Below are 21,389 nucleotides of genomic sequence, written 5' to 3'. Positions count from 1 at the left end.
ATCTAGATATGGACTCACCTACAGTTACTATGAAGGGCGTCACGCCACTATTCCGCATATTTGATGTAGAAAAGGCAAAAGAATTTTATATTCAATTTCTAGAATTCACAATAGATTGGGAGCATAGATATGAGGCTGAACTACCTTTGTATATGCAGATTTCTAATGGGGATTGTGTTATTCATTTGACAGAACATCACGGTGATTGTAGCCCAGGGTCTGCCATTAGAGTTGAAGTCGATCATATTAACAATCTCCATACGAAACTGATCTCCAAGAAATATAAGTATGCTCGTCCTGGATTAGAAGACGAGCATAAGGAAATGTGTATTAAAGATCCTTTTGGAAATCAAATAACCTTTTTTGAGAAAGTATCCAAATGATAACTCCACGCCGTTAACACGCAGGCACCAAGGGAGAGAATACTCGCAACCCAAGGAAGATGAATAAGACCTATATTATCGGCTACGAATCCACCGATAGCGGCTCCGATGGCAATTCCGAAGTTAGCTGCTGAGGCATTTAAGGAAGCTGCAAGATCTTTGGCTTTCGGAGAATACCGCGCTGCAAGATCAATCAAATACAGTTGTGTAGTCGTATTTAGAATGTAAGACACCCCGCCGATGAGAAACAGACTTAGTAGTCCTAGCACTGGAAGTGATGCGGTAAGAGAGAAAGATGCAAATATGATCGCTTGTATGATGAATACGAATCGTAGTTTGCCGATGGCATTGCCTGTGGCAACTTTTCCTCCTAGCCAACTACTTACAATCGCAGCAATACCATACACTAAGAGAACGATGCTAACCGACTCTTTAGATATATGCATGATGTCTTCGAGAATGGGAGTAATATACGTATAGATGACGAATATTGCGGATATTCCCAACACAGGAATTAAAAACGCTAAAATGACACGACCATTTTTGAGCAAACCAACTTGATCCTGTAGTGAGATGTTCGTTTTGGTGTAGTGGCGGGGCACATAGATAAAATTCAATATAAATGCAACGAGTCCCAGTATTGCGACAAGGACGAATGCTGCTGGCCATTCAAAGTACTGTCCCACTAAATTTCCGAGGGGAACGCCCAGCACATTTGAGATCGCAAAACCGCTCAGAATATACGATATGGCTTTACCTCTATTCTCAGAGGATATCACATCACTTGATAGGGATATCGCTAATGAAATAGCCACTCCACACATGATGCCCGTTATCATTCGGATGAACAACAAGACCCCAAAAGATGGTGAAACAGCACACAGCAAGTTAAATAAAATAATAAGCACCATTAAGCTTAGAATGGATGAGCGTTTGGGTAATCGACTAACCGCAGTCATTACGATCGGTGCTCCAATAGCATAAGCGATGGCGAAACCTGAAACGAGGCTACCGGCTAAGGCTAGTGTTATCTTTAGACTATTTGCCACATTAGGTAATAACCCTACAATCAAGTACTCCGTTGTTCCGAGCATAAAGGCCATAAATGTAAATGAAAAGATTAAAGCACGTTCTTTAGTTGGATTCATGATGTTTCTCCTAATCGTTATGTGTAGCTAATAAGGTCTATTTCTTGGAAATGACTTACTTCTTTGAGCCAACGTGTAGCAACATAGTTCTGATGCACAGGGTGATCGTTGTAAGTATCATAAGCCTTCTGATTCTCAAAAATCATAGAGAAAGCATAGTCATACTCATTCTTAGAACTAACTTGACGTAATACTTCGAATTGCTGTACACCGGGAATAGTGGATAGCTCTTTGGTACTTTCCTTAAGAAATGCTTCCGCAGCTGGTGTATCCTTTCCCCCGTGTAAACTAAAAGTAACCATATGTTTAATATTACTACTCATTTTCCCATTCCCCTTTTTCTACTTGGTACCTCTCATTATAGCGTATTTTGATTGAATAGATGAAGAGGTGGGAAAAGTCGCGAAGAATAAAGTTTGATAAAGACTAGTTAAATAGGAGGAAAATGGTTGTGAAGGGAGAATATAATATTAAAATCCGATATTGTCTATCAAGAAAGTTGTGATTCTATTTGTCTATTAATCTCATCAAGCATTTCTGTGTACCTATAATCTCATTGTTTATTATTGTGTCCTCAGTATTGCTCGATAAACCGAAGAATATGACCTTCATGGTTATAACGGCTATGATGTTAATACTCAGTTTATCCTTGGATCATAAATTTCCTTGGCTTAAACCTATTCAGTTTATCTTCTTAGGAGCATTCCACTATTTCAGTCAATTAAATTGGTGTGTTTTATTGTATTATATTACGATTATCAACTTAGTTGGACAAAAGATACGGTTTCGGGATACCGCCCCAATTGCGCTATTATTGACCCTTCAGTATTCTATCATACGCCTCACCTATGTCCCCATTTCGACCTACAATATGCTAGTTTCTGCTTTTGATGCCATCTCTTCAATAGTCGTAATCCTCGTATTCCACGTCACCTTACGTATTGAATCTGAGAGAAGAGAATTGACTAAGAGACATGAGTATCTCATCAACTATGACCCAATAACGGGGTTTCATAATTATCTTGGATACATCAAAAAGGTTCAGCACACCATCGATTCGAACAGAGAATTCCTTTTTGTCCTGTTTGATATTAACAATTTTAAATCTCTGAAGGCCGAGGGAACTTCTACTGCTAATGATATCTTAATCAGCTTCTCAATGTCCCTTAAGGAACATTTCCCGACTCATCTGGCTGCATGTCGATATGCGGGAGATCGCTTTTCGCTCCTACTGTCATCCACAGAGAGAATTGACGATCTGCAAATATTCGAGAAATTGGGCTTCCAGGTAACGTTTAGTATCACTCATTCTCCACAGGAAGGTAACACCTTCGAGGAATTGATTCAAATAGGCGAGGAGCGCATATTTCAAATAAGAAGAGACTATTGGGTCAAACGGCAGGAAGAACAATTGCGTTCAGACAAAATGAGGATCGTCGGAGAATTAGCAGCTGGTATGGCACATGAAATACGTAATCCATTAACAGCGATTAAAGGTTTTATCCAACTATCAAGAACAACTGGATATAACATCCAGCCTTGGTATGAAGTTATTATGGGGGAAATCACAAGGGTTGGTGAACTGACTGTAGAATTTTTGCAATTCTCAAAACCGCATGTGAGTAATATGAAGATTGAAATGATGGCGACTTGTATGGAAAGAGTGTATTCATTGTGTGAATCCGAGGCTACATCGTATGGTCACATCATTGAAATGGACGCAACGAATCAGGATATTATGGTGGTGATGGATCGCGATAAGATCATACAGGTATTAATCAATCTGATCCGTAATGCCTTTCAGGCAATGGAAGGACCTGGACATGTACACTTTATACTTAGCAAAGAAAGAGAGATGAGTATAATCCAGATCCGTGATAACGGAACAGGAATCCCAGCGAGTGAACTTCACAAAATATTTGATGCTTTTTATACAACGAAAGAGGAAGGAACCGGTCTCGGTCTCTCGCTATGTCAGAAGATCATCGAAGATCACAATGGGCAGATTACAGTAGAAAGTGAAGTTGGTTCTGGTACGATGTTTACGATTAAATTGCCAATATACGTAAATATAGTAGTCTAAATTCAGCAACATTTCCCCATCCAATTCGTCTTAAATGGCAAGGAGGTGTTGTCGTGTGAAAAAAGGGATAGTAACTGTCTTGGTGTCGATCTTTCTTATATTGATGGCTAGTCCAACAACTGCGTATGCGCTGTCCTGTGTGGAAATGCCAACGGGAGAGCAAGGTTATGAGGAATATGACGGTATCATTATAGGTCAGGTGGAAGATGTAGTTCGTGAGAAAGAGGACAATATCATCAAATTGAAAGTCATCAAGAGCTTTAAAAAGATTGAAGAAGAACAGCTATCGGTGAAGGAAAATGTCACATGGGGATCGTTGAGGGGGCCTAGTGAGATTGGTGAAGAGTACCTTTATTATTTAAGAGAAAGTGATAACGGGTGGGAGAATCCCCTGTGTTCTCCAACGATGAAGGTTGCTGATGCAACGGAAGAGTTTATATTTTTGAAGGATAAAGAGGTTCCTATTCAAAGGGTTTCTGCTCCAACAGAATTGGGCCCTGATGATAAGCCTAGTCAGGCTAGTAAGACCAACGAGTCCATAACGAAGTCTACTTCTACGAATTGGACGGGAATTGTAATCATTGTAGGGTTAGCCGGTGGTGTCCTATTCGTGCTATGGCGTCTGCGAAGTATTCGGAAGTAAAGGTGCTTAATTGTAATTGACGTTCAGAAATTAAACGATTAGAATGCAATTAAAGAATATGCATAGGCTATTTACAACAGGAGTGAATTCCAGTAATGACCACGATTTATGATATTGCTAAGAAGGCGGGGTATTCACCCACCACAGTCTCGAAAGTATTCAATAACTACACAGATGTGAGCGCACAGACTCGTCAGACTATTTTGCAAGTAGCTAAAGAACTTGGTTATTTGCCGAATGCTCATGCACGTACATTGACAACTAAGAAATCTTGGACCATTGGTGTCTTGTTTGTTGAGTCTTCCGGGATCGGTATGCAGCATCCTTTCTTTAGTGCAGTCATCGAAAGTTTTAAGCAAGTGGCGGTATCCAAGGGATATGCGCTGATGTTTATTTCTAAGGATGTTGGAGGGAACAAGAGCGGGTATTTAGAGAATTGTAAGATCAGAGGTGTGGACGGGGTTGTTGTCATTTTATCGGACTATGAAGATCCTTATTTCCAGGAACTTCTCGATAGTGATATCCCGTGCGTTATCTTAGATTATGTAACCTCGCAAGCTCATACCGTGTATTCAGATAACCATGAAGGCAGCCTTCTGGCAGTGGAGTATTTACATTCACTGGGACATCGCAGAATTGCTCATATTTCAGGTGGCATGAATACATTTGCCGGCTCTAATCGTGTGCAGGGATATGAAATGGCAATGGCAAGTCTGGCACTTGAAAGACAAGAGTCTTACATCGTCCACAGCACTTACTATTCCATTGAGAGTGGTTACGCTGCGATGATGGGGCTCTTAGACTTGCCAGATCGACCGACGGCTGTATTTGCAGCTGGAGATCATTTAGCACTGGGGGCTATGAGAGCTGCTAAGGAACGAGGGCTCAGTATTCCAAAAGATCTGTCTATCGTAGGGTTTGATAATATTGAGCTATCTCAGTATATTACTCCCGCCCTAACAACGATTGCACAAGATACAGTGCTTATGGGACATGAGGCGGCAGAAATTCTGATCCGTTCGATAGACGATCCTTCACTTGTTCTAGAATCAGTGGTGTTACCTGTCAACTTGGTCATTAGGGATTCATGTGGCTATGTTACTGACGCAACGTAAGAATCAACAAAGAAACCTATGAAATTCTTTTTTTTAGGATTTTTCGAAACCGGTGTCGTATCGTATGGAATAAGGGAACGTTGATCAATATCATATCTGAATAGGAGTGAATCACCATGTCTAAATACTATTACGAGAACAATACATTTGTTATCGAACAATTTGACCAAGCGAAACCATTCTCAAGCTTCCTTCCAGGAGTAGCGGGATTAAAGGGTATTCCGATGTGGACATTTTATGTTAATCGGGGCCAAGGGGTATGTAGCTTTGGGATCCGAGATAAGAATTCGGCTATTATGGAATTCTCCCCTGCTAGTATCACTTACAAGAACGTTGCAGCTAATGGATTTCGGACATTTATTAAGATACAAGGACAAGATAGTGTCTATGAACCATTTCAAACCGCTCGTCCGGATGCACATGCTTCTCGTGTGATGAGGATTTCTCCGAACGGACTCACCATCGAAGAGACCCATACAGCACATGGACTGAAGACCGTGGTGAATTACTTCAATTTACCGAATGATGATTATGCCGCTTTGGTCCGTCAGGTTGAAATCATCAATATGAGTAAGGAACCTATTCCATTAGAACTGTTAGACGGGATGCCTGAGATTCTTCCATACGGTGTAGAAAGTGGAGGATTCAAAGAGGTAGGTAACCTTCTGCGCAGTTGGATGGAAGTATATAATCTAGAGAATGGCATTCCATTCTATCACGTACGTTCCAGTACTGCGGATGAGGCGCGCGTCAGTGAAGTGACGAGTGGACATTTCTACTTATCATTTACTGGGAAAGGAGAGCGGATCTCCCCGATTGTTGACTTCGAAGTCGTATTTGGTGGCAATACATCACTAATGTACCCAGATAACTTTGCTATTTCTTCGCTCGCTGAGCTTGTGAAACAGCCGCAATATCCGGTCAATAAAGTGCCATGCGGTTTCAGCGGGGTAGCACAGACTATCGCTCCAGGCAAAAGTCTAACCGTGAACACGATCATCGGCCACGTGAATGATATTGAGAGAATTAACGCTAAAGCAGACGCACTATGCTCAGCAGACTATATTTCTCGCAAGAAGGAAGAAGCGAGTAGCTTAGTTGAAGATTTGACGGCAGATATTACAACGCATACGTCATCTGAACTATTTGATGCCTACGCGAAGCAATCCTATATGGACAATTTCCTCCGCGGTGGGTATCCGTTTATTTTTGATAATGAGGGTGAAGGGTTTGTTGTACATTTATACTCACGTAAGCATGGGGATTTAGAGAGGGATTACAATTTCTTTTCATTGGCTCCGGAATATTACTCACAAGGGAATGGGAATTTCCGGGACATGAATCAGAACCGCCGCAATGATGTATTTTTCAATCCTAAAGTAGGTACGTTTAATATCAAAATGTTCTTTAGTCTGATGCAGGCAGACGGTTATAACCCCCTTAGTGTGCAGGGGTGTAGCTTTAAAGTCATTTCAGAGAATAAAAGTAAGCTTACGGAATGGATTAACGATGCTGTGGCAGATCAACATGAGGAATTGATAGCATTATGTAGTGGGAAGTTTACACCAGGAGCCATTATTAATTTCATAGCAGATCATGACGTGCAGCTTCATGTAAGCGAAGAACGTTTGCTCAGCGGAGTGTTGGCTCTTTCGCAGCAGAATATCGAAGCCGGTTTCGGTGAAGGGTTCTGGTCCGATCATTGGACTTACAATATGGACTTGGTGGACGGTTATTTAGATATTTTTCCAGACAAGAAGGAAGATCTTCTCTTTGCAGATGGTACCTATGCCTTTTACGATAGTGCTGCTTATGTTCAACCACGGTCTAAGAAATATGTTGTGATCAATGACCAAGTTAGGCAGTATGATGCGTTAATCGAGGACGAGGAAAAGCTAGAGCATCTTGGACGTACTATGAACGATACGAACTGGTTGCAAACAGAGAACGGCACGGGCAAGGTTTATCAGACAAACCTTTTCAGCAAAATCGTATCATTAGCATTAAATAAGTTTGCTACATTAGATCCATATGGTATGGGTGTGGAGATGGAAGCGAACAAGCCAGGCTGGAATGATGCGATGAATGGACTTCCTGGGTTATTTGGTTCAGGTATGAGTGAGACTTTCGAATTGAAGCGTATGATGATCTTCTTGTTAGAAAGTGCGAAGGAATTCGGCGAGAAGTCGATCTACTTACCCGAAGAAATAGCTGATTTGTTCAATGCTGTTTATCAGACTGTTGAACTCTATCAGGATGGTCAGCTAGATCCATTCACTTACTGGGATGTGGTAGCATCTGTTCGTGAAGCATATCGGGAGCGCATTCGTTTCGGAATTACAGGAGTGGAGCGTAAGATTTCCTTGACAGTGATCGAGGAAGGGTTCTCCGCATTTTTAGTTAAAATAGATGGAGGAATTGCGAGAGCGATAGAACTAGGAGATGGAATAACGCCTACGTATTTCCGTTTTGAAGCTACGGATTTTGAAAGATTGGTAGATGTGAATGGAGAAGCAGACTTGAGTAAAAGTGGGCTTCCAAGAGCAAAAGTGAAAGCTTTCCAGGTGTATGCGTTACCCTATTTCCTTGAGGGTCCAACACGCTGGATGAAGACGTTGAACGATCCACAACAGGTCAAAGATATTTATGACCGGATTAAGAAGACTGGGATGTATGATCAGAAGACACAAATGTATCAAACGTCTGTTAATCTCGATGCAGAAGGTCATGAAATTGGACGTATGCGTGCATTTACATCAGGTTGGTTAGAACGAGAATCTAATTTCCTTCACATGACTTATAAATATTTGTTGGGGCTATTGAAGTCAGGTCTGTATGAGCAGTATTTCGGGGAACTGAAGACATCGCTTGTTCCTTTCTTAGATCCGTCTGTATATGGGCGTAGTACGTTAGAGAACTCATCATTTATTGCGACAGGTGGAAATCCAGATCCTAAAGTGCATGGAAGAGGTTTCGTTGCCAGATTGAGCGGGTCTACAGCGGAGTTCCTCAGTATGTGGAGAATGATGATGGCTGGTAAGAACGTATTCACTGTGAGAGAGGGACAATTAACACTTACCCTTACGCCAGCATTACCAAGTTGGTTATTCGATGAGACAGGGAAGATATCCTTTACATTCCTTGGAAGTACACAAGTGACTTATCACAATTCCCGCCGGGCTGACACCTTCGGTACGAATGCTGCGAAGATAAGTAAGATGAAGCTGGTTAAATGTGACGATAGTGTAGTCGAATACGATGGAGCTGTTATACAGGGAGCGCAAGCACTTGCAGTGCGTAACGGTGAAGTGGCAGCGATAGAAGTCTTCATGGATTAGTATAGTAACAAAAGGGATATAGAATCTTTTCTGTAGGAGAAAAGGTTTCTATATCCCTTTTGTTATTTATTCCACGTCAACTTCATTTCTACGCCCCACATACCATGTGTAAAATGTGTCAGCGAGCTCCACTGGAACGTCGTCAATTCCAGTATGATGTACCGGTTTTGCACGATTGATCATACCAATCGATGCTAGTCCAAGTAGTTGCTGGAGTTTATTGCGGGTTACTTTTATTTCAATGACCTTATCCCTTTTTGAAATGAATAGAGTTGTTTGTAGGCTACCTGTTTTGAATTGAATAAAATTATTGTTCAAAATGTAGCGTGTATTTAAGAAATCAAGCCATCTTGATATACCGATAAATACTAGTAAGGCGACGGATATCATCCACCAAGCTTGCTCCAATTCTAGTACAGGGGGCTTAAAGTATAATAAGACAACTGTTGCAATCATCCAGAACCAACTTGGTTTTAACATACGAATCCAAAGGGACCTTTTAGGAAGACGAGTCATCATCTCTTTCACTTCATATGACGGTAAAATCTCCGAAATCATTTCATACGCACGTTTAACAGGAAGAAATGGATAAAGTGAGCTGATCTCAAGCTTATCATCCCCGAAACTAAGGCCACCTGCGCTAATGAGTTTAACTTCTGCAAGCCCGAATAAGCGTTTCATTATCGATTGTGTAATTTCAATCGCCTGAACTTTATCTTTATAAATCGAAAATGCAGTTTCATCAACGATGCCTCTTGTGATGTAAATTTGATTCTGGTCAGAAGAAATTTCATATTTTCCATACTTAAGATATACACGAATAATTCCTAAAGTGGTGGAAGCGATGACAAGTACAATGATCATTAGCGTAACAATCCACCAAGAATTCAGTATGATCGCCACAAGACCTCCTAATTCCTCTTCCACATTAAAGATTTCATTTATTTTATTATAAAGAGAACCGAGTATTGGAATAAGGATTATAAAGCTGAGTGACGTAAAGGATGCTTTTAAAATATCCCCTCTCGTCGGTTTAAAATGGATGATCCGATTTGAATCTACTTGAGAATAAATCGGATTTGCTTCATTCTGTACAGGGTTTGTCATATACTCCTCAATTTGGTCTGCTTCCATTAGAGAAATAACTTCGAATTCAATAGCAGCGTCCATGCCTGCCATACCCGTTTCCAATCGAATAGAAGTCACTTTGAAAATCCGATGGAATAATGATGTTCGACGGTTTACATTTTGAATTTTAGAAAAAGGAATGGTTCGCTCAGATTTACGGAAAACCCCTTTATAAATATGAAAGGAAGTATCACTTAACTTGTATTTTTGTGTAAACCATTTCAATACAATTGAAACAAGTATGATCCCAATAAATAAAAAGAAAGCGAACTTTCCATATTTAATAAAGGTAGAATTCGAACCAAATTTTATAACGAATAAAAAAACAGCGAAAAAAAATGAACCCTTAACTAGATTCCATAAATAAAAGAGCAAAAGAAGTGGATGATATCGTTTGGTTTGATTCATTACTCCACTTCCTTAATTTTAGCGAAATGGGCAATTCGGTTTTTTAAATTGAGGGCTACTTCTTCAGGAAGTGCAGGAATGGTGTGAGAAGACCCCATCGTCTCAATAGATATGGAGTAAAGTCCATACTTTCTAAATAACGGTCCTTGGTTTGTTGCGACCGATTGAATCTTTGTCATCGGGACCAGTTCATGTTTTTCAACCAAAGCCCCAGATTTTAATTGCAGAAATTCTTCATCCACATCATAGCGCCAGTTTTTATAACGTAAAAGTGGCTTAATGAAAATGGACCAAACTGAGGCGAGTACAACGAGTATCGCAATGCCAATTAGAATCCATCCAATCCAATCTTTCCATGAAAATAAATAGTCCAAGTAGAATAAAAGACCAAGCACGATGAAGCTGATTACATATGTAATAGTTTCACTTATCCTCCATACTATTACCGCGTCTTTGGATAAGCGACTTTCTGGTCCAGGGATTTGAGAATACAATTTATCACTCCTTAACTTAACGATAGAGAATACCACTTTAATTCAATAAAATCCATATCTATTTTAGTTATAGCCCATATCCGAAAAATGAGACCCTAAATACTAAATATGAAGCCTTATGTCGGTGACGGAATACTCGTACTATTAGTAATAGAGATGTAAGGGCTTTCTACAGAGACAGAGAAAATGAAACAGCATGGAGGTAAGGAATGATGGAAATGGAACCTACAATGAATAAAGAACGTCCTTCACAGCAAATCCAGCCAACGAAGCCATCATCTAGACGTATATGGTTGAAGAAATTTTACACTCAAAGGCATCTTCAGACGATGGCTCTACTTGGGGTCGTATGGATGATTATATTTAACTATGTTCCAATGTACGGTCTCATTATTGCTTTTAAAGAATTTGACATCATACGGACGATATCCGAGGCACCTTGGGTGGGGCTAGAGCACTTTAGAGAGTTTCTAGATGATGATGATTTAGTCAATGTGATCAAGAATACATTGGGAATGAGTTTCTTCAAGCTATTAATTGGATTCCCATTACCTATTATATTCGCTCTCTTTCTGAATGAACTGCGGTCCGTCAAGTTCAAGAAATTCGTGCAGACGATATCCTATTTGCCTCACTTTCTCTCATGGGTTGTATTGGGAGGCATTCTAGCAACATGGCTATCCGATGTAGGGATTATTAATAACATATTACTCGCGCTACATTTTATTAAAGAACCAATTACTTATCTGGCTGAACCTAGCTATTTCTGGACCATTATCATCAGTTCGGATATATGGAAGGAGCTAGGATGGTCAGCGATTATCTACCTAGCGGCGATATCAAGTGTATCTCCTGAAATGTATGAAGCAGCAACGATTGATGGTGCGGGACGTTTTCAGAAAATGTGGTATATTACACTACCATCGATTAAAGGTACGATTAGCATTCTATTCATTCTAGCCGTTAGTGGTGTGCTTAACTCTAATTTCGATCAGGTTCTAGTCTTACGTAACTCACTGAATGATAGTGCAAGTAACGTTATTGATTATTATGTATATAAAACGGGATTACTATCGGGTCGGTATTCCTATTCTGCTGCTATTGGATTGATTAAGGCAGTCATTGCAATGATTTTACTACTTGTTGCGAATAAAATAACAAAAAAACTCAACGACACGTCGCTGTTTTAGAAGAAGGAGGCTCATACACATATGTTTACTCTTCAACGCAGAACGAAAGGTGAGGCCCTTTTCGATCTAATCAACACGATCGGTATGCTCCTTATCTGTTTCATCACCTTATACCCCATATGGTATGTCTTGGTCAACGCCTTTAACAATGGTACAGATGCTATGCGCGGTGGTATTTATTGGTGGCCAAGAATGTTTAGTTTTGAGAACTTTCAGGCCGTGTTTGACAGTCCGGGTATTATGACCGCGATGGGTGTTACGGTAGCTAAGACAGCGATTGGAACAGTAGCGCATGTATTCTTTACAGCGATGGTTGCATATGCATTCTCGCGAAGAGGACTCATCGGAGGTAAAGTATATATTCTGATCGGTACTGTGACCCTATTCTTTGGGGGTGGATTGATCCCGACATTCTTATGGATAAGAGATCTCCAATTACTGGATAATTTCCTTGTATATATTATTCCTGTCTTATTCAGTTTCTTCGATCTTATCATCTTCATGACGTTCTTTCGGGAAATTCCCGAAGGGTTGGAGGAAGCCGCTAGAATGGATGGAGCGAACGACTGGTCTATCTTCTTGAGAGTAGTCCTCCCCGTATCTATGCCTGTTCTTGCGACGATTGCCTTATTCCATGGTGTATTTCAGTGGAATGATTACTTCACGGGCATGATTTATATCAACAATATGGATCTGCAACCTATTCAGACGTATTTGTACCGAGTCGTTGCGCAATCAAGTTCTAGTCAAATGATGTCTGCGGTGCAGGGAAGTGCTGGAACCAAAACAGTAACATCCCAATCGATCAAATTGGCGACTATGGTCGTTACAACGCTACCGATTGTGTTCGTATATCCTTTCTTACAGAAGTACTTTGTAAAAGGGATGATGATTGGTTCAATCAAAGGTTAGTCCATCACTTCTAGGTAGTTCCTTTTACCGCCTTCGGGCGGTAAGAGTTGTAATATACACAGTGAGATACTATTAACGAAAAGGGGTAAGACAATGAAAATCAAGTATTGGAAGCGTAGCTTATTATCGCTGGTAGCATTGGTTGTGGTCGTGTCTACAGCGGCTTGTTCTTCAGGGAATAGCAACGTCAGCAGCAACAACGGTAACAAAGCTGCCAACAACAAGGGAGAAGAAACGCCAGCTGTGCAACAATTGACAGCAGACACACCAGGTTGGCAACAAGATACTTCTCCGATTACATTTGATTGGTATCTGAATTTTTCTTGGTTTGCAAATAAATGGGGCGTAGATCCGACGTCACAATATATCACGAAAAAGACAGGTGTGGATATTAACTTTGTCATCCCTGCAGGTAATGAGAATGAGAAGTTGAATACACTCATCGCGTCTGGCGATCTTCCTGATTTCATTACATTAGGTAATGGAGAAGATTCCATTCAAAAGATGATTGACGGTGGATTGGTACTTCCACTTAATGAACTAGCTGATGAATATGATCCATACTTCTTTACGGCATCCGATGCAGCTAAGTTATCATGGTATACAAAGCCTGATGGTAATGTGTATGCATATCCAAACGCATCGTCTTCTCCGAAAGATTATGCTCAATACGGAGATACCTATATCTCTAACCAAACGTTCCTCGTACGTAAAGATATGTACGAAGCGATTGGCAGTCCGGATATGCGTACTCAAGAAGGATTCTTGAAAGCGTTACAATTGGCTAAGGAGAAATACCCTTCGGTCAATGGGCAACCATTGATTCCGCTAGGATTGCATGAATTCGGAGATACCGGTAACGCTTCTCTAGAACATTATATTCAGAACTTGCTATCTATCCCGAAAGCGAAGGACGGTAAGCTTTATGATCGCTCTACGGATCCTGAATATGTGAGTTGGTTGAAAACAATGCGTCAGGCCAACCAAGATGGATTGTTGGCGAAAGATATCTTCATAGATAAGCGTTCTCAGATGGAAGAGAAACTTGCACAGGGTCGTTATTTTGCAATGATCTATCAATGGAAAGATATGGAGGCTCAATTAAATACGCTCTATAATACCGATCCGAATTCGGTCTATATCGCTGTTGATGGGCCAGCTAACTCTAACCTAGATGCACCTACGCTGGACGGCCCTGGTATTTCCGGTTGGACAGTAACCTTGATTTCTAAAAATGTGAAAGACAAAGCACGTGCTATTCGTTTCCTAAGTTACTTGAACAGTGAAGAAGGAAATAAGGACTTATTCCTAGGTGAAAAAGGCTTCAGTTATGATACAATTGATGGTGTTGATCAGTTCTTACCTGAACAATTAGCATTACTAAATAAAGATCGGTCTGCTTTTGATAAAGAGAATGGGTCATCCTTCACGTTCTGGATGCTAATGAATACGAACATCACAGATCAATGGGCACCAAAAGCAGTAGAACCGTTCAAATCTATCCAAGATTGGACAAGAGGGAAGACGGTGAGTGCATCTGAGTTCGAACTACTAAATCCGACAGGGAATTCTCCAGAGGGTATCATTAATTTGAAGCTTGGACAGTTGTTTGGTAAGACGCTACCTAAGCTTCTCATGGCACCATCGGAAGCCGAGTTCGATAAGCTCTGGAATGAGTATCAAGAAAAGCGTAAGAAAGATGGTTTGGATAAAGTGACGGCATTCCAACAAGCGAAGTATGAAGAGAACTTGAGTAAACTACAAGAATTCCTTAAATAAACCTATAAGCATTAGAGCCCCGATATCCATGAAACTATGGGGTCGGGGCTGTTTCAACGAGAATGGGGAGTGTTGGAGATGATGAAGTGGGCACAGAAGTATCTACAATCATGGTTATATTGGTGGGATCGTAGATCGTTACAGAGTCGACTCATATCGGCTTATATTCTTATTATTTTGGTGCCCAGTCTCATTGTGTCTGTCTCTTCCTTTAATGCGATTAATGAAACGTATATTAAAGATACCATTAGTAAGAACGGTAATTTGCTTGAAATGGAGAAGTTACATATTCTGAATCAGATTGAGTCGATGGAGTTGTCGGGTCAACTTGCGGTGTCAGATATAGCTGTTAAAAATTATTTGTCGAGCGAGAGTGAGGCATCGTTAGAGGAACTTGTTGATTTTAATACGACTACATTTCGTAATTTAGTACGAATCCAGTTTAACAACCCCAATATTGAACACCTGCGTTTGTACTCGGCTAGTAAGAATGTGCACGAAATTTGGCCTATTATTTTCCGCGAGGACAGGATTCGGCAAGAACAATGGTATACACAGACATTTGGGCTAGGGGATCAACAGATTTGGTATTTCCAAGACGATGATTTGGATTTCACGAAGAGAGATGTTGATGTCATAGCAGAGAAGAAACCCAAAATTTCTTTACTTCGAGAGATTAATATACCTAAAGGTGTACACTCAGGTATTATTCAAGTGGATATGTTGCTAGCTAAATTCTCACCTAGAACATTCTCAGAAATGCAGGAAGATCAATCACAACTGTTTCTAATTGACGGCGATATGCAAATGTTTACAAGCCAGGATCATTCTCTCCTCGAGGACAATAAGATGATGAATCAGGCTATTCATGATCGTTTTAACTCTCTTCGACAAGGTGAAGTATGGGATACGCAGTATGTTGAGAATGGGAAATCGTTCTTGTTCATTCAAGTTCCTATTGAGCGTTTAGGTGCTAACTTGCTGAATGTTGTCTCTATGGAGGAAGTTCTGAGAGATATATCTGTGATCCGTAACAAAACGATAGGAACAAATATTTTATTTGTTGTGTTATTCACGGTAATAGCGTATGTATTAAACACTATTATTCTGAAAGATTTAGTGAGACTCACGGAAGCGATGAAGAAAGCTCGTCGAGGTGAACTTTACACAGGGGTTATGATTCGTGGGGGTGGGGAGATTGGTGAATTGGCTCACCATTTCAATAAATTGATGCACAAGATCAATGAACTTGTTGCCGTAGCTGTTCGTAAGCAGGCGCTGACCAAAGAGGCAGAGCTACGAACGCTGCACAATCAGATTGATTCCCACTTCCTCTATAATACGTTAGAGAATATTAAAATGCTTGCAGAAATAGAGAACCAGCGTACGATATCCGATGCGTTAACGTCACTCGGTGGGATGATGCGTTATAATTTCAAATGGTCAGGTGAGTATGTCAAATTAAAGGATGAGATTAGACATATTGAGAATTACATTGATGTTATGAATATCCGTTTTGACGAGCCCATTTCATTAATGATGGACATTGCACCCCAATATATAGAACTAGAAGTGTTGAAGATGTCTCTCCAGCCGATCGTGGAGAATTCTGTTAAGCATGGTTGGTATGATACGGGTGGAGAAGCTGCTGACAAAAGAATAGATATCGTAGTTGAGACGGTGGAGGATAATATTTGTATCTCCATTACGGACAATGGGGATGGCATGGGAAGCGATCAGCTCTTAGAATTAAATACAAGAATCCAAGAGGAGCAATTTAATTTTAATACTCAGCATGCATCAGCAAGAGGCAAGCAGGGCGATGTAAAGGCCGTAGTAGGGATTGGGTTGCATAACGTCCATCAGAGGATTCAATTGTTCTATGGTATGGAATATGGATTGGAGATATCAAGTGTAGAAGGTATGTATACGAAGGTACTGATTACATTACCCAGAGTATTATTGACAGGAGGAAGTACCAATGAAACGCACTCTGCTGATCGTAGATGACGAGAAGAATATTCGATATGGGTTGAAGACGATGATTGAACGAGAGTATCCAGATACGTACGATATTGTTATGGCGGGCAATGGCCAGAGTGCATTGGATACTTATCGTAGTACAGCTGTTGATATTATCATCACCGATATACGTATGCCTGTGATGGATGGCATCCGTCTTTTAGAGGAGTTATCTAAGGAGGCAGGAGGTAACGGACCCGTCATTATCATATTAAGTGGTTATGATGATTTCGAATATGCGAAGACCGCGATTAAATATAAGGTGAAGGATTACTTGCTGAAGCCGATTCGTCGCGAGGAATTATTTGATTTACTGAAACGAATTGAGAAGGAATTAATAGAGCAGGAAATGATCAATCAGCAACGGGTCAAGGAAGGTCAGTTATTCCAAAAGGGGATCCGTTCCAGTCGAATTCAGCAATTATTGGTTCACTCGGGCAGCTTATCGGAGGACAGTCTAGAGAAATATAGTGGTGAAATTCAATTCCCCAATTTCAGAACACCATTTACAGTAGCTGTTGTAAACTTTCAATATGAAGATGGATCTAGGATGGCACCAGGTGAAATACACAATTTAGTGGAGCGACTGTCTGGATCATTAGAGGGGGAACTCGAAGTTGTAACTTCGGATTCTGAAGGAAAGTCAGTGTTGATTGGGAGTCCGAAGAGCCTATTTCATGAGCTGTCGAAACAGGCGGAAGCCAAAGGATGGCATGGTTTGCGCATGGGTATTAGCAGTACAGAGGGTCATCACTTAATGGATATCAGAACGTTATATGAGGAAGCTCTTCAGGCATTGCAGTATACCTTTATATATCCTCAATCTTATTTCATTGAATACGAGACGATAGAGGGGAAGCGCAGTTCCTTTCCACTACCCCATGAAGATATCCGTAAATTAGCTAACATGTTAGGTACAGACCGTGAGAAAGAAATGTTGGTTCTGTTAGCTTCTATATTTCAGACGGAACATTTACAATATATGAATATTTCGTATTTGGAACGGGTCAGTAGACTGATGAATGAGCAGGTGTTGGATGAGGTGTTTCTTGTATACGGAGAATCTTCCATAGAAGTGCTTAAGCTATACAAGAAGGTGGGCAATATGTCCAACTTCCACAGCTTTCATGATTATTATCGTAAGTTGGAACACCTACTTATCAGTGTAAATGATTATGTTACGCAGGTTCGATCAGCTTATACGGAGAATGGTGATATGAAAGAGGCGGTCGCTTTTATAGAAGAGTTCTATTCTCGTCCGTTGAACATGGCAAGCGTAAGCAATCATGTGTCTCTAAGTTACTCCTATTTCAGTGAGGCTTTTAAAGCTCACACCGGTGAGAATTTTGTTCTATATTTGAAAAAGGTACGGATTAGGAAAGCCAAGGAACTGCTGTTGAAAAGTGCAGTGAAGCTATCTGTCATAGGCGAATCAGTAGGCTTTGAGAATAGCAAGCAATTCTCCCGTGTGTTTAAAGAACTAGAGGGAGTAACGCCCCAGGAGTATCGAATCAAAGTCCAAGCGGATGAACGATTAAAGGATGTTAATAATTAAGTTCGTGAAACTTATATTTGCAACAAAGCCGAGATGTATATGCCATCTCGGCTTTGTTGTCGTGTATATGCCATTTAATTTTATTCATACACCATATTGTCATCTCTTAGATCTTTGTAAACATTAAAAGATACCGTAGTACCACGATTAGGTGCGCTTGTGATTTGAAGACCTTTGCCAAATAGTCGTTTTAGACGAAGATCTGTATTCAACAATCCGATTCCCGATTGACTGTTAGGCGTTCTTTCTAATAGCCCTTGTAATGCAGCTTCATCTATTCCGATGCCATCGTCTGCAACCGAGATTTCCACATATGTATCATGGTCAGAAATTCGGATCGTCAATTGACCACCTGTTATACGCTTCATAAGGCCATGATGTATAGCATTTTCGACTAATGGCTGAATTGTTAATGATGGAATCATCAGATCTGGGCATTCATCTATCTCCCATATCACACGCAGACGATCACCAAATCGTTCTTTCTCGATCAAAAGATAGGCTTGAACAAGACTTAATTCTTCGTCGATGGGGGCAAGCTCATTGATATTGTCAAATTGAAATTTCCCCCGTAACAAAAGACTAAAGGCATCCAAGACCTTGCGCATTCTTTCTAGATCGATTTCACTGAGAGCAATCACTGTATTCAATGCGTTAAATAAGAAATGCGGCTGGATTTGTGCTTGGAGCCAAGCCGCTTCCATGCGTAATCGCTCATGCATAGATTGTTTAACGCTCGCCAATGCACGGACTCTCGACCTTAGTTCTAAAGCATTCACAGGCTTTGTTACATAATCATTGGCACCTGATAGAAATCCATTCTCAATATCGGCTGGCTGACTTCTAGCTGTGAGCAGGAGTACCGGAAGTTCTGTTATCGAAAATCGCTGACGAATCATCTGAGTTAGTTCATATCCTGACATTTGTGGCATCATGACATCTGAAATCACTAAATCCCATTCTTTTTCATGCAATGTCGCCAATGCCTTTTCACCACTCGTTACTGTAACAATGTCATAATGATCTGATGAAAGAATGCTGTTAATGACTTGTAAATTAATCGGATCATCGTCTACAACGAGTATTCTTGGTTGATCGACAACAAGTTCATGCTGGGCTTCAAGTTGGATTAAAGACTTAGCTGTTGCCAATTTCACAAGATCATCGGGTGCGCTCATCTCATTGTCGATGGGTGCATCAGATATCGGTAAAGTAAAAGTGAATTCTGAACCCGTTCCTAAAATCGAATGAACTTGTATGGTTCCTCCATGCAGTTCAATTAATTGTTTACTAATACTGAGCCCTAACCCAAGCCCACCTTCAATCATTGATTCGCCGTGTCGTCCTTGTTCATAAGGGATGAACACATTTTGACTCGTCTCCTCGTCCATGCCGATTCCTGTATCTGTAATAACGATATGAGCATTGTTCCCCTTCACATATCCCTCGATTGTAATGACACCTTCATTTGTGTATTTCGCCGCATTATGTAGGAGATTGAATAGGACTTGAATCACCCGGTTTTTATCAGCAAATACAGGTGGGTAGTCATCTGGAATATCGTTGTCAAATCGGATGGGTATTCCTTCCGTCATAAAATAAAGCATGTCTATTACACCAGAGATAACGGTTTGAATGGAAAAGGTCTTCAATTGTAGTTTAGGACTGCCTTCCTTTAGACTTGTTACATCGAGTAAATCATTTAACAAGAGTGACATGCGCCGCCCAACGGATAAAACAGTTTCCAAATCGCTTAGACTTTTAGCATTCAATGTCTGCCGTTCTCTCTCAAGCACAGCTTGTGACATATTCAATATGCCGTGAAGCGGATTACGAAGTTCATGAGAGGTGTTGGCAAGAAACTCATCTTTAAATTTATCTGCCTGTTGTAGTTTCATCGCAAATTCCTTCGTATCTAGATGCATTTGGTGATAACGTCTAAACCATACGGCTGCTAAACAAACAATAGATATAATCAAGTCAAAGGGATAATAAATTACTTTTATACCTGTTGCAAGAAAAATGCCCCACCATACAGAATTACTTAGTAATGCTATGATTGCTAAAACTAAAAATACATTTTCATATACCTTTTTAAAAGGCATGCGCAGCAGTGCGAATACGGTGATCATTGCCGAAATGATAACAAACAAAAGATAAAACCTAGGAATCACCATCAGATAGCCCATCGGCAAAATAATAGTCAATAATACAATCACACCGCAAAGTGCAGAGTATGATAGAAAAAACTTGCGCGAAAATGCGACTAATTGAGGCTTCACACATTGAATAAGCGCATAGGACATGATGACCATTACAAAACAAAGATTTCTAAGGGCCATAATATAATTTGTTGGGAACCAGTCCAGTAAGACTTTTTCATCACTTCCTAACAGGGTCATGAGCATCGCACTAATGAGCACGACAGCAAAGTAAAGTAATCGTTTGTCCCTAATTCCTACCAAAAACAAAATACATGAAAAGACTGCATGTACTAAAAAGACGCTAGCTACTAAGAGTTGCAATGCCACAGAAAGCTGCGTTTTTCGGGCAAGGTCGCGTTCTGCACCAAACTTAAAGGAGCGAGCAATGCCACTCGAACGTGGATCTGAAAAGTTTGATACTTGTACAACAACTTCAATTATTTGGCTGTCATTCGTTACAAAAGATGCGGAATACGGGATATTCCACGCTGTATACGCTTGCTCACTTTTTCCCACTTCCCCCGACTTTGCGAGCAATTGTCCATTAATATATAATTCTGACGCACTTCGAACACTTGGAATTCGAATGCCGTAAATCAAATCGTTTTCGGGATTGACAAGAATGCGTAATCGATAAGAGCCAAAACCATACGGACTATGGTCGTCGGGATTCAATACTGGCCCCCAATTTCCCGGAACGTTAAGGAATTTCCGGTTCGTCTCCGTTAGGTGATCACCCTCTACAAGCCATGTATAAGGATGGAACTCCCATTCGCCATCTAACGTAATGGAAGGATTTTCCGAAAAATCCCAGTCCCGTAAATCAAGTTGTCCAGCAACAATTTCAGGTTGATCTGAATCGTCAAATGCCGTTATCCACAATAAACGCAAGCCCGTAAGAACGATGACAAATAGAATTGCAATCGCAAGTACTTTCCATATATATGATGTCTTTCTATCAGTCGACATAATACTCCTTCACCATCT

At 40.6% G+C, this 21,389-nt stretch carries 15 protein-coding genes; 10 read left to right on the top strand and 5 right to left on the bottom strand.

Annotated elements, in window-relative coordinates; all coding sequences use genetic code 11:
* The first annotated feature begins 29 nt into the window (after positions 1 to 29).
* Positions 30 to 383 (top strand): glyoxalase superfamily protein, encoded by a 354-nt coding sequence (locus ACP8HI_RS20145; protein WP_438351916.1) that lies wholly within the window; start codon positions 30 to 32, stop codon positions 381 to 383.
* On the opposite strand, the gene ACP8HI_RS20140 is transcribed toward ACP8HI_RS20145, so the two are convergent.
* Both ACP8HI_RS20140 and ACP8HI_RS20135 read right to left on the bottom strand, forming a co-directional pair.
* A complete protein-coding gene (locus ACP8HI_RS20140; RefSeq protein ID WP_438347950.1) occupies positions 350 to 1,531 on the bottom strand; it encodes an MFS transporter in 1,182 nt (393 codons plus the stop codon). The two genes, ACP8HI_RS20145 and ACP8HI_RS20140, sit on opposite strands and share 34 nt — an antisense overlap.
* Before the next feature lie 17 nt (positions 1,532 to 1,548).
* Complete coding sequence (locus ACP8HI_RS20135; RefSeq protein WP_438347949.1) at positions 1,549 to 1,854, bottom strand: Dabb family protein; 306 nt, start codon at positions 1,852 to 1,854, stop codon at positions 1,549 to 1,551.
* Positions 1,855 to 2,099: 245 nt separating this feature from the next.
* On the opposite strand from ACP8HI_RS20135, the gene ACP8HI_RS20130 reads away from it, so the two are divergent.
* The 4 genes from ACP8HI_RS20130 to ACP8HI_RS20115 all read left to right on the top strand — a co-directional run bounded on the left by ACP8HI_RS20130 (position 2,100) and on the right by ACP8HI_RS20115 (position 8,710).
* Positions 2,100 to 3,614 (top strand): ATP-binding protein, encoded by a 1,515-nt coding sequence (locus tag ACP8HI_RS20130; RefSeq protein WP_438347948.1) that lies wholly within the window; start codon positions 2,100 to 2,102, stop codon positions 3,612 to 3,614.
* Positions 3,615 to 3,669: 55 nt separating this feature from the next.
* Entirely contained in the window at positions 3,670 to 4,257 is a 588-nt protein-coding gene (locus ACP8HI_RS20125) for a hypothetical protein (protein ID WP_438347947.1), read from the top strand.
* A gap of 95 nt (positions 4,258 to 4,352) precedes the next feature.
* Positions 4,353 to 5,372, top strand: a complete 1,020-nt coding sequence (locus ACP8HI_RS20120) for a LacI family DNA-binding transcriptional regulator (RefSeq protein ID WP_438347946.1) — start codon at positions 4,353 to 4,355, stop codon at positions 5,370 to 5,372.
* A 116-nt stretch (positions 5,373 to 5,488) separates the two neighbouring features.
* Positions 5,489 to 8,710, top strand: a complete 3,222-nt coding sequence (locus ACP8HI_RS20115; RefSeq protein ID WP_438347945.1) for a cellobiose phosphorylase — start codon at positions 5,489 to 5,491, stop codon at positions 8,708 to 8,710.
* 66 nt (positions 8,711 to 8,776) lie between these two features.
* Here ACP8HI_RS20115 and ACP8HI_RS20110 read toward each other — a convergent pair whose 3' ends face one another.
* Together ACP8HI_RS20110 and ACP8HI_RS20105 are read right to left on the bottom strand one after the other, a co-directional pair.
* Positions 8,777 to 10,246, bottom strand: coding sequence for a PH domain-containing protein (locus tag ACP8HI_RS20110; protein WP_438347944.1), 1,470 nt, complete (start codon positions 10,244 to 10,246; stop codon positions 8,777 to 8,779).
* A complete protein-coding gene (locus ACP8HI_RS20105; protein WP_438347943.1) occupies positions 10,246 to 10,740 on the bottom strand; it encodes a PH domain-containing protein in 495 nt (164 codons plus the stop codon). Before ACP8HI_RS20105 ends, ACP8HI_RS20110 begins: the two co-directional genes overlap by 1 nt.
* 230 nt (positions 10,741 to 10,970) lie before the next feature.
* Here ACP8HI_RS20105 and ACP8HI_RS20100 point away from each other — a divergent pair, with 230 nt between their 5' ends.
* From ACP8HI_RS20100 to ACP8HI_RS20080, 5 genes are all read left to right on the top strand, one after another.
* On the top strand, positions 10,971 to 11,930 hold the full coding sequence (locus ACP8HI_RS20100; protein WP_438351915.1) for an ABC transporter permease: 960 nt from the start codon (positions 10,971 to 10,973) through the stop codon (positions 11,928 to 11,930).
* Between the two features lie 21 nt (positions 11,931 to 11,951).
* Positions 11,952 to 12,842 (top strand): carbohydrate ABC transporter permease, encoded by an 891-nt coding sequence (locus ACP8HI_RS20095; protein ID WP_438347942.1) that lies wholly within the window; start codon positions 11,952 to 11,954, stop codon positions 12,840 to 12,842.
* A gap of 93 nt (positions 12,843 to 12,935) precedes the next feature.
* Complete coding sequence (locus tag ACP8HI_RS20090) at positions 12,936 to 14,621, top strand: extracellular solute-binding protein (RefSeq protein ID WP_438347941.1); 1,686 nt, start codon at positions 12,936 to 12,938, stop codon at positions 14,619 to 14,621.
* Between the two features lie 78 nt (positions 14,622 to 14,699).
* The gene (locus tag ACP8HI_RS20085; protein WP_438347940.1) at positions 14,700 to 16,631 is read left to right on the top strand and encodes a sensor histidine kinase; all 1,932 of its coding nucleotides are present in this window, start codon (positions 14,700 to 14,702) and stop codon (positions 16,629 to 16,631) included.
* A complete protein-coding gene (locus tag ACP8HI_RS20080; protein WP_438347939.1) occupies positions 16,603 to 18,198 on the top strand; it encodes a response regulator in 1,596 nt (531 codons plus the stop codon). Before ACP8HI_RS20085 ends, ACP8HI_RS20080 begins: the two co-directional genes overlap by 29 nt.
* Positions 18,199 to 18,278: 80 nt before the next feature.
* Here ACP8HI_RS20080 and ACP8HI_RS20075 read toward each other — a convergent pair whose 3' ends face one another.
* Complete coding sequence (locus ACP8HI_RS20075) at positions 18,279 to 21,371, bottom strand: ATP-binding protein (protein WP_438347938.1); 3,093 nt, start codon at positions 21,369 to 21,371, stop codon at positions 18,279 to 18,281.
* Positions 21,372 to 21,389 lie beyond the last annotated feature (18 nt).

This window comes from Paenibacillus sp. FA6, from assembly GCF_051550225.1.
Taxonomy (GTDB): domain Bacteria; phylum Bacillota; class Bacilli; order Paenibacillales; family Paenibacillaceae; genus Paenibacillus_AQ.
The sequence above is the reverse complement of the archived record's forward strand: the minus strand, read 5'-3'. Positions and strand labels throughout refer to the sequence as shown.

Excerpts from the sequence above, each read along its gene's own strand:
- ACP8HI_RS20145 (WP_438351916.1), top strand. The coding sequence starts at position 30 with ATGAAGGGCGTCACGCCACTATTCCGCATATTTGATGTAGAAAAGGCA.
- ACP8HI_RS20140 (WP_438347950.1), bottom strand. The coding sequence starts at position 1,531 with ATGAATCCAACTAAAGAACGTGCTTTAATCTTTTCATTTACATTTATG.
- ACP8HI_RS20135 (WP_438347949.1), bottom strand. The coding sequence starts at position 1,854 with ATGAGTAGTAATATTAAACATATGGTTACTTTTAGTTTACACGGGGGA.
- ACP8HI_RS20120 (WP_438347946.1), top strand. The coding sequence starts at position 4,353 with ATGACCACGATTTATGATATTGCTAAGAAGGCGGGGTATTCACCCACC.
- ACP8HI_RS20115 (WP_438347945.1), top strand. The coding sequence starts at position 5,489 with ATGTCTAAATACTATTACGAGAACAATACATTTGTTATCGAACAATTT.
- ACP8HI_RS20110 (WP_438347944.1), bottom strand. The coding sequence starts at position 10,246 with ATGAATCAAACCAAACGATATCATCCACTTCTTTTGCTCTTTTATTTA.
- ACP8HI_RS20100 (WP_438351915.1), top strand. The coding sequence starts at position 10,971 with ATGAATAAAGAACGTCCTTCACAGCAAATCCAGCCAACGAAGCCATCA.
- ACP8HI_RS20095 (WP_438347942.1), top strand. The coding sequence starts at position 11,952 with ATGTTTACTCTTCAACGCAGAACGAAAGGTGAGGCCCTTTTCGATCTA.
- ACP8HI_RS20090 (WP_438347941.1), top strand. The coding sequence starts at position 12,936 with ATGAAAATCAAGTATTGGAAGCGTAGCTTATTATCGCTGGTAGCATTG.
- ACP8HI_RS20085 (WP_438347940.1), top strand. The coding sequence starts at position 14,700 with ATGATGAAGTGGGCACAGAAGTATCTACAATCATGGTTATATTGGTGG.
- ACP8HI_RS20080 (WP_438347939.1), top strand. The coding sequence starts at position 16,603 with ATGAAACGCACTCTGCTGATCGTAGATGACGAGAAGAATATTCGATAT.
- ACP8HI_RS20075 (WP_438347938.1), bottom strand. The coding sequence starts at position 21,371 with ATGTCGACTGATAGAAAGACATCATATATATGGAAAGTACTTGCGATT.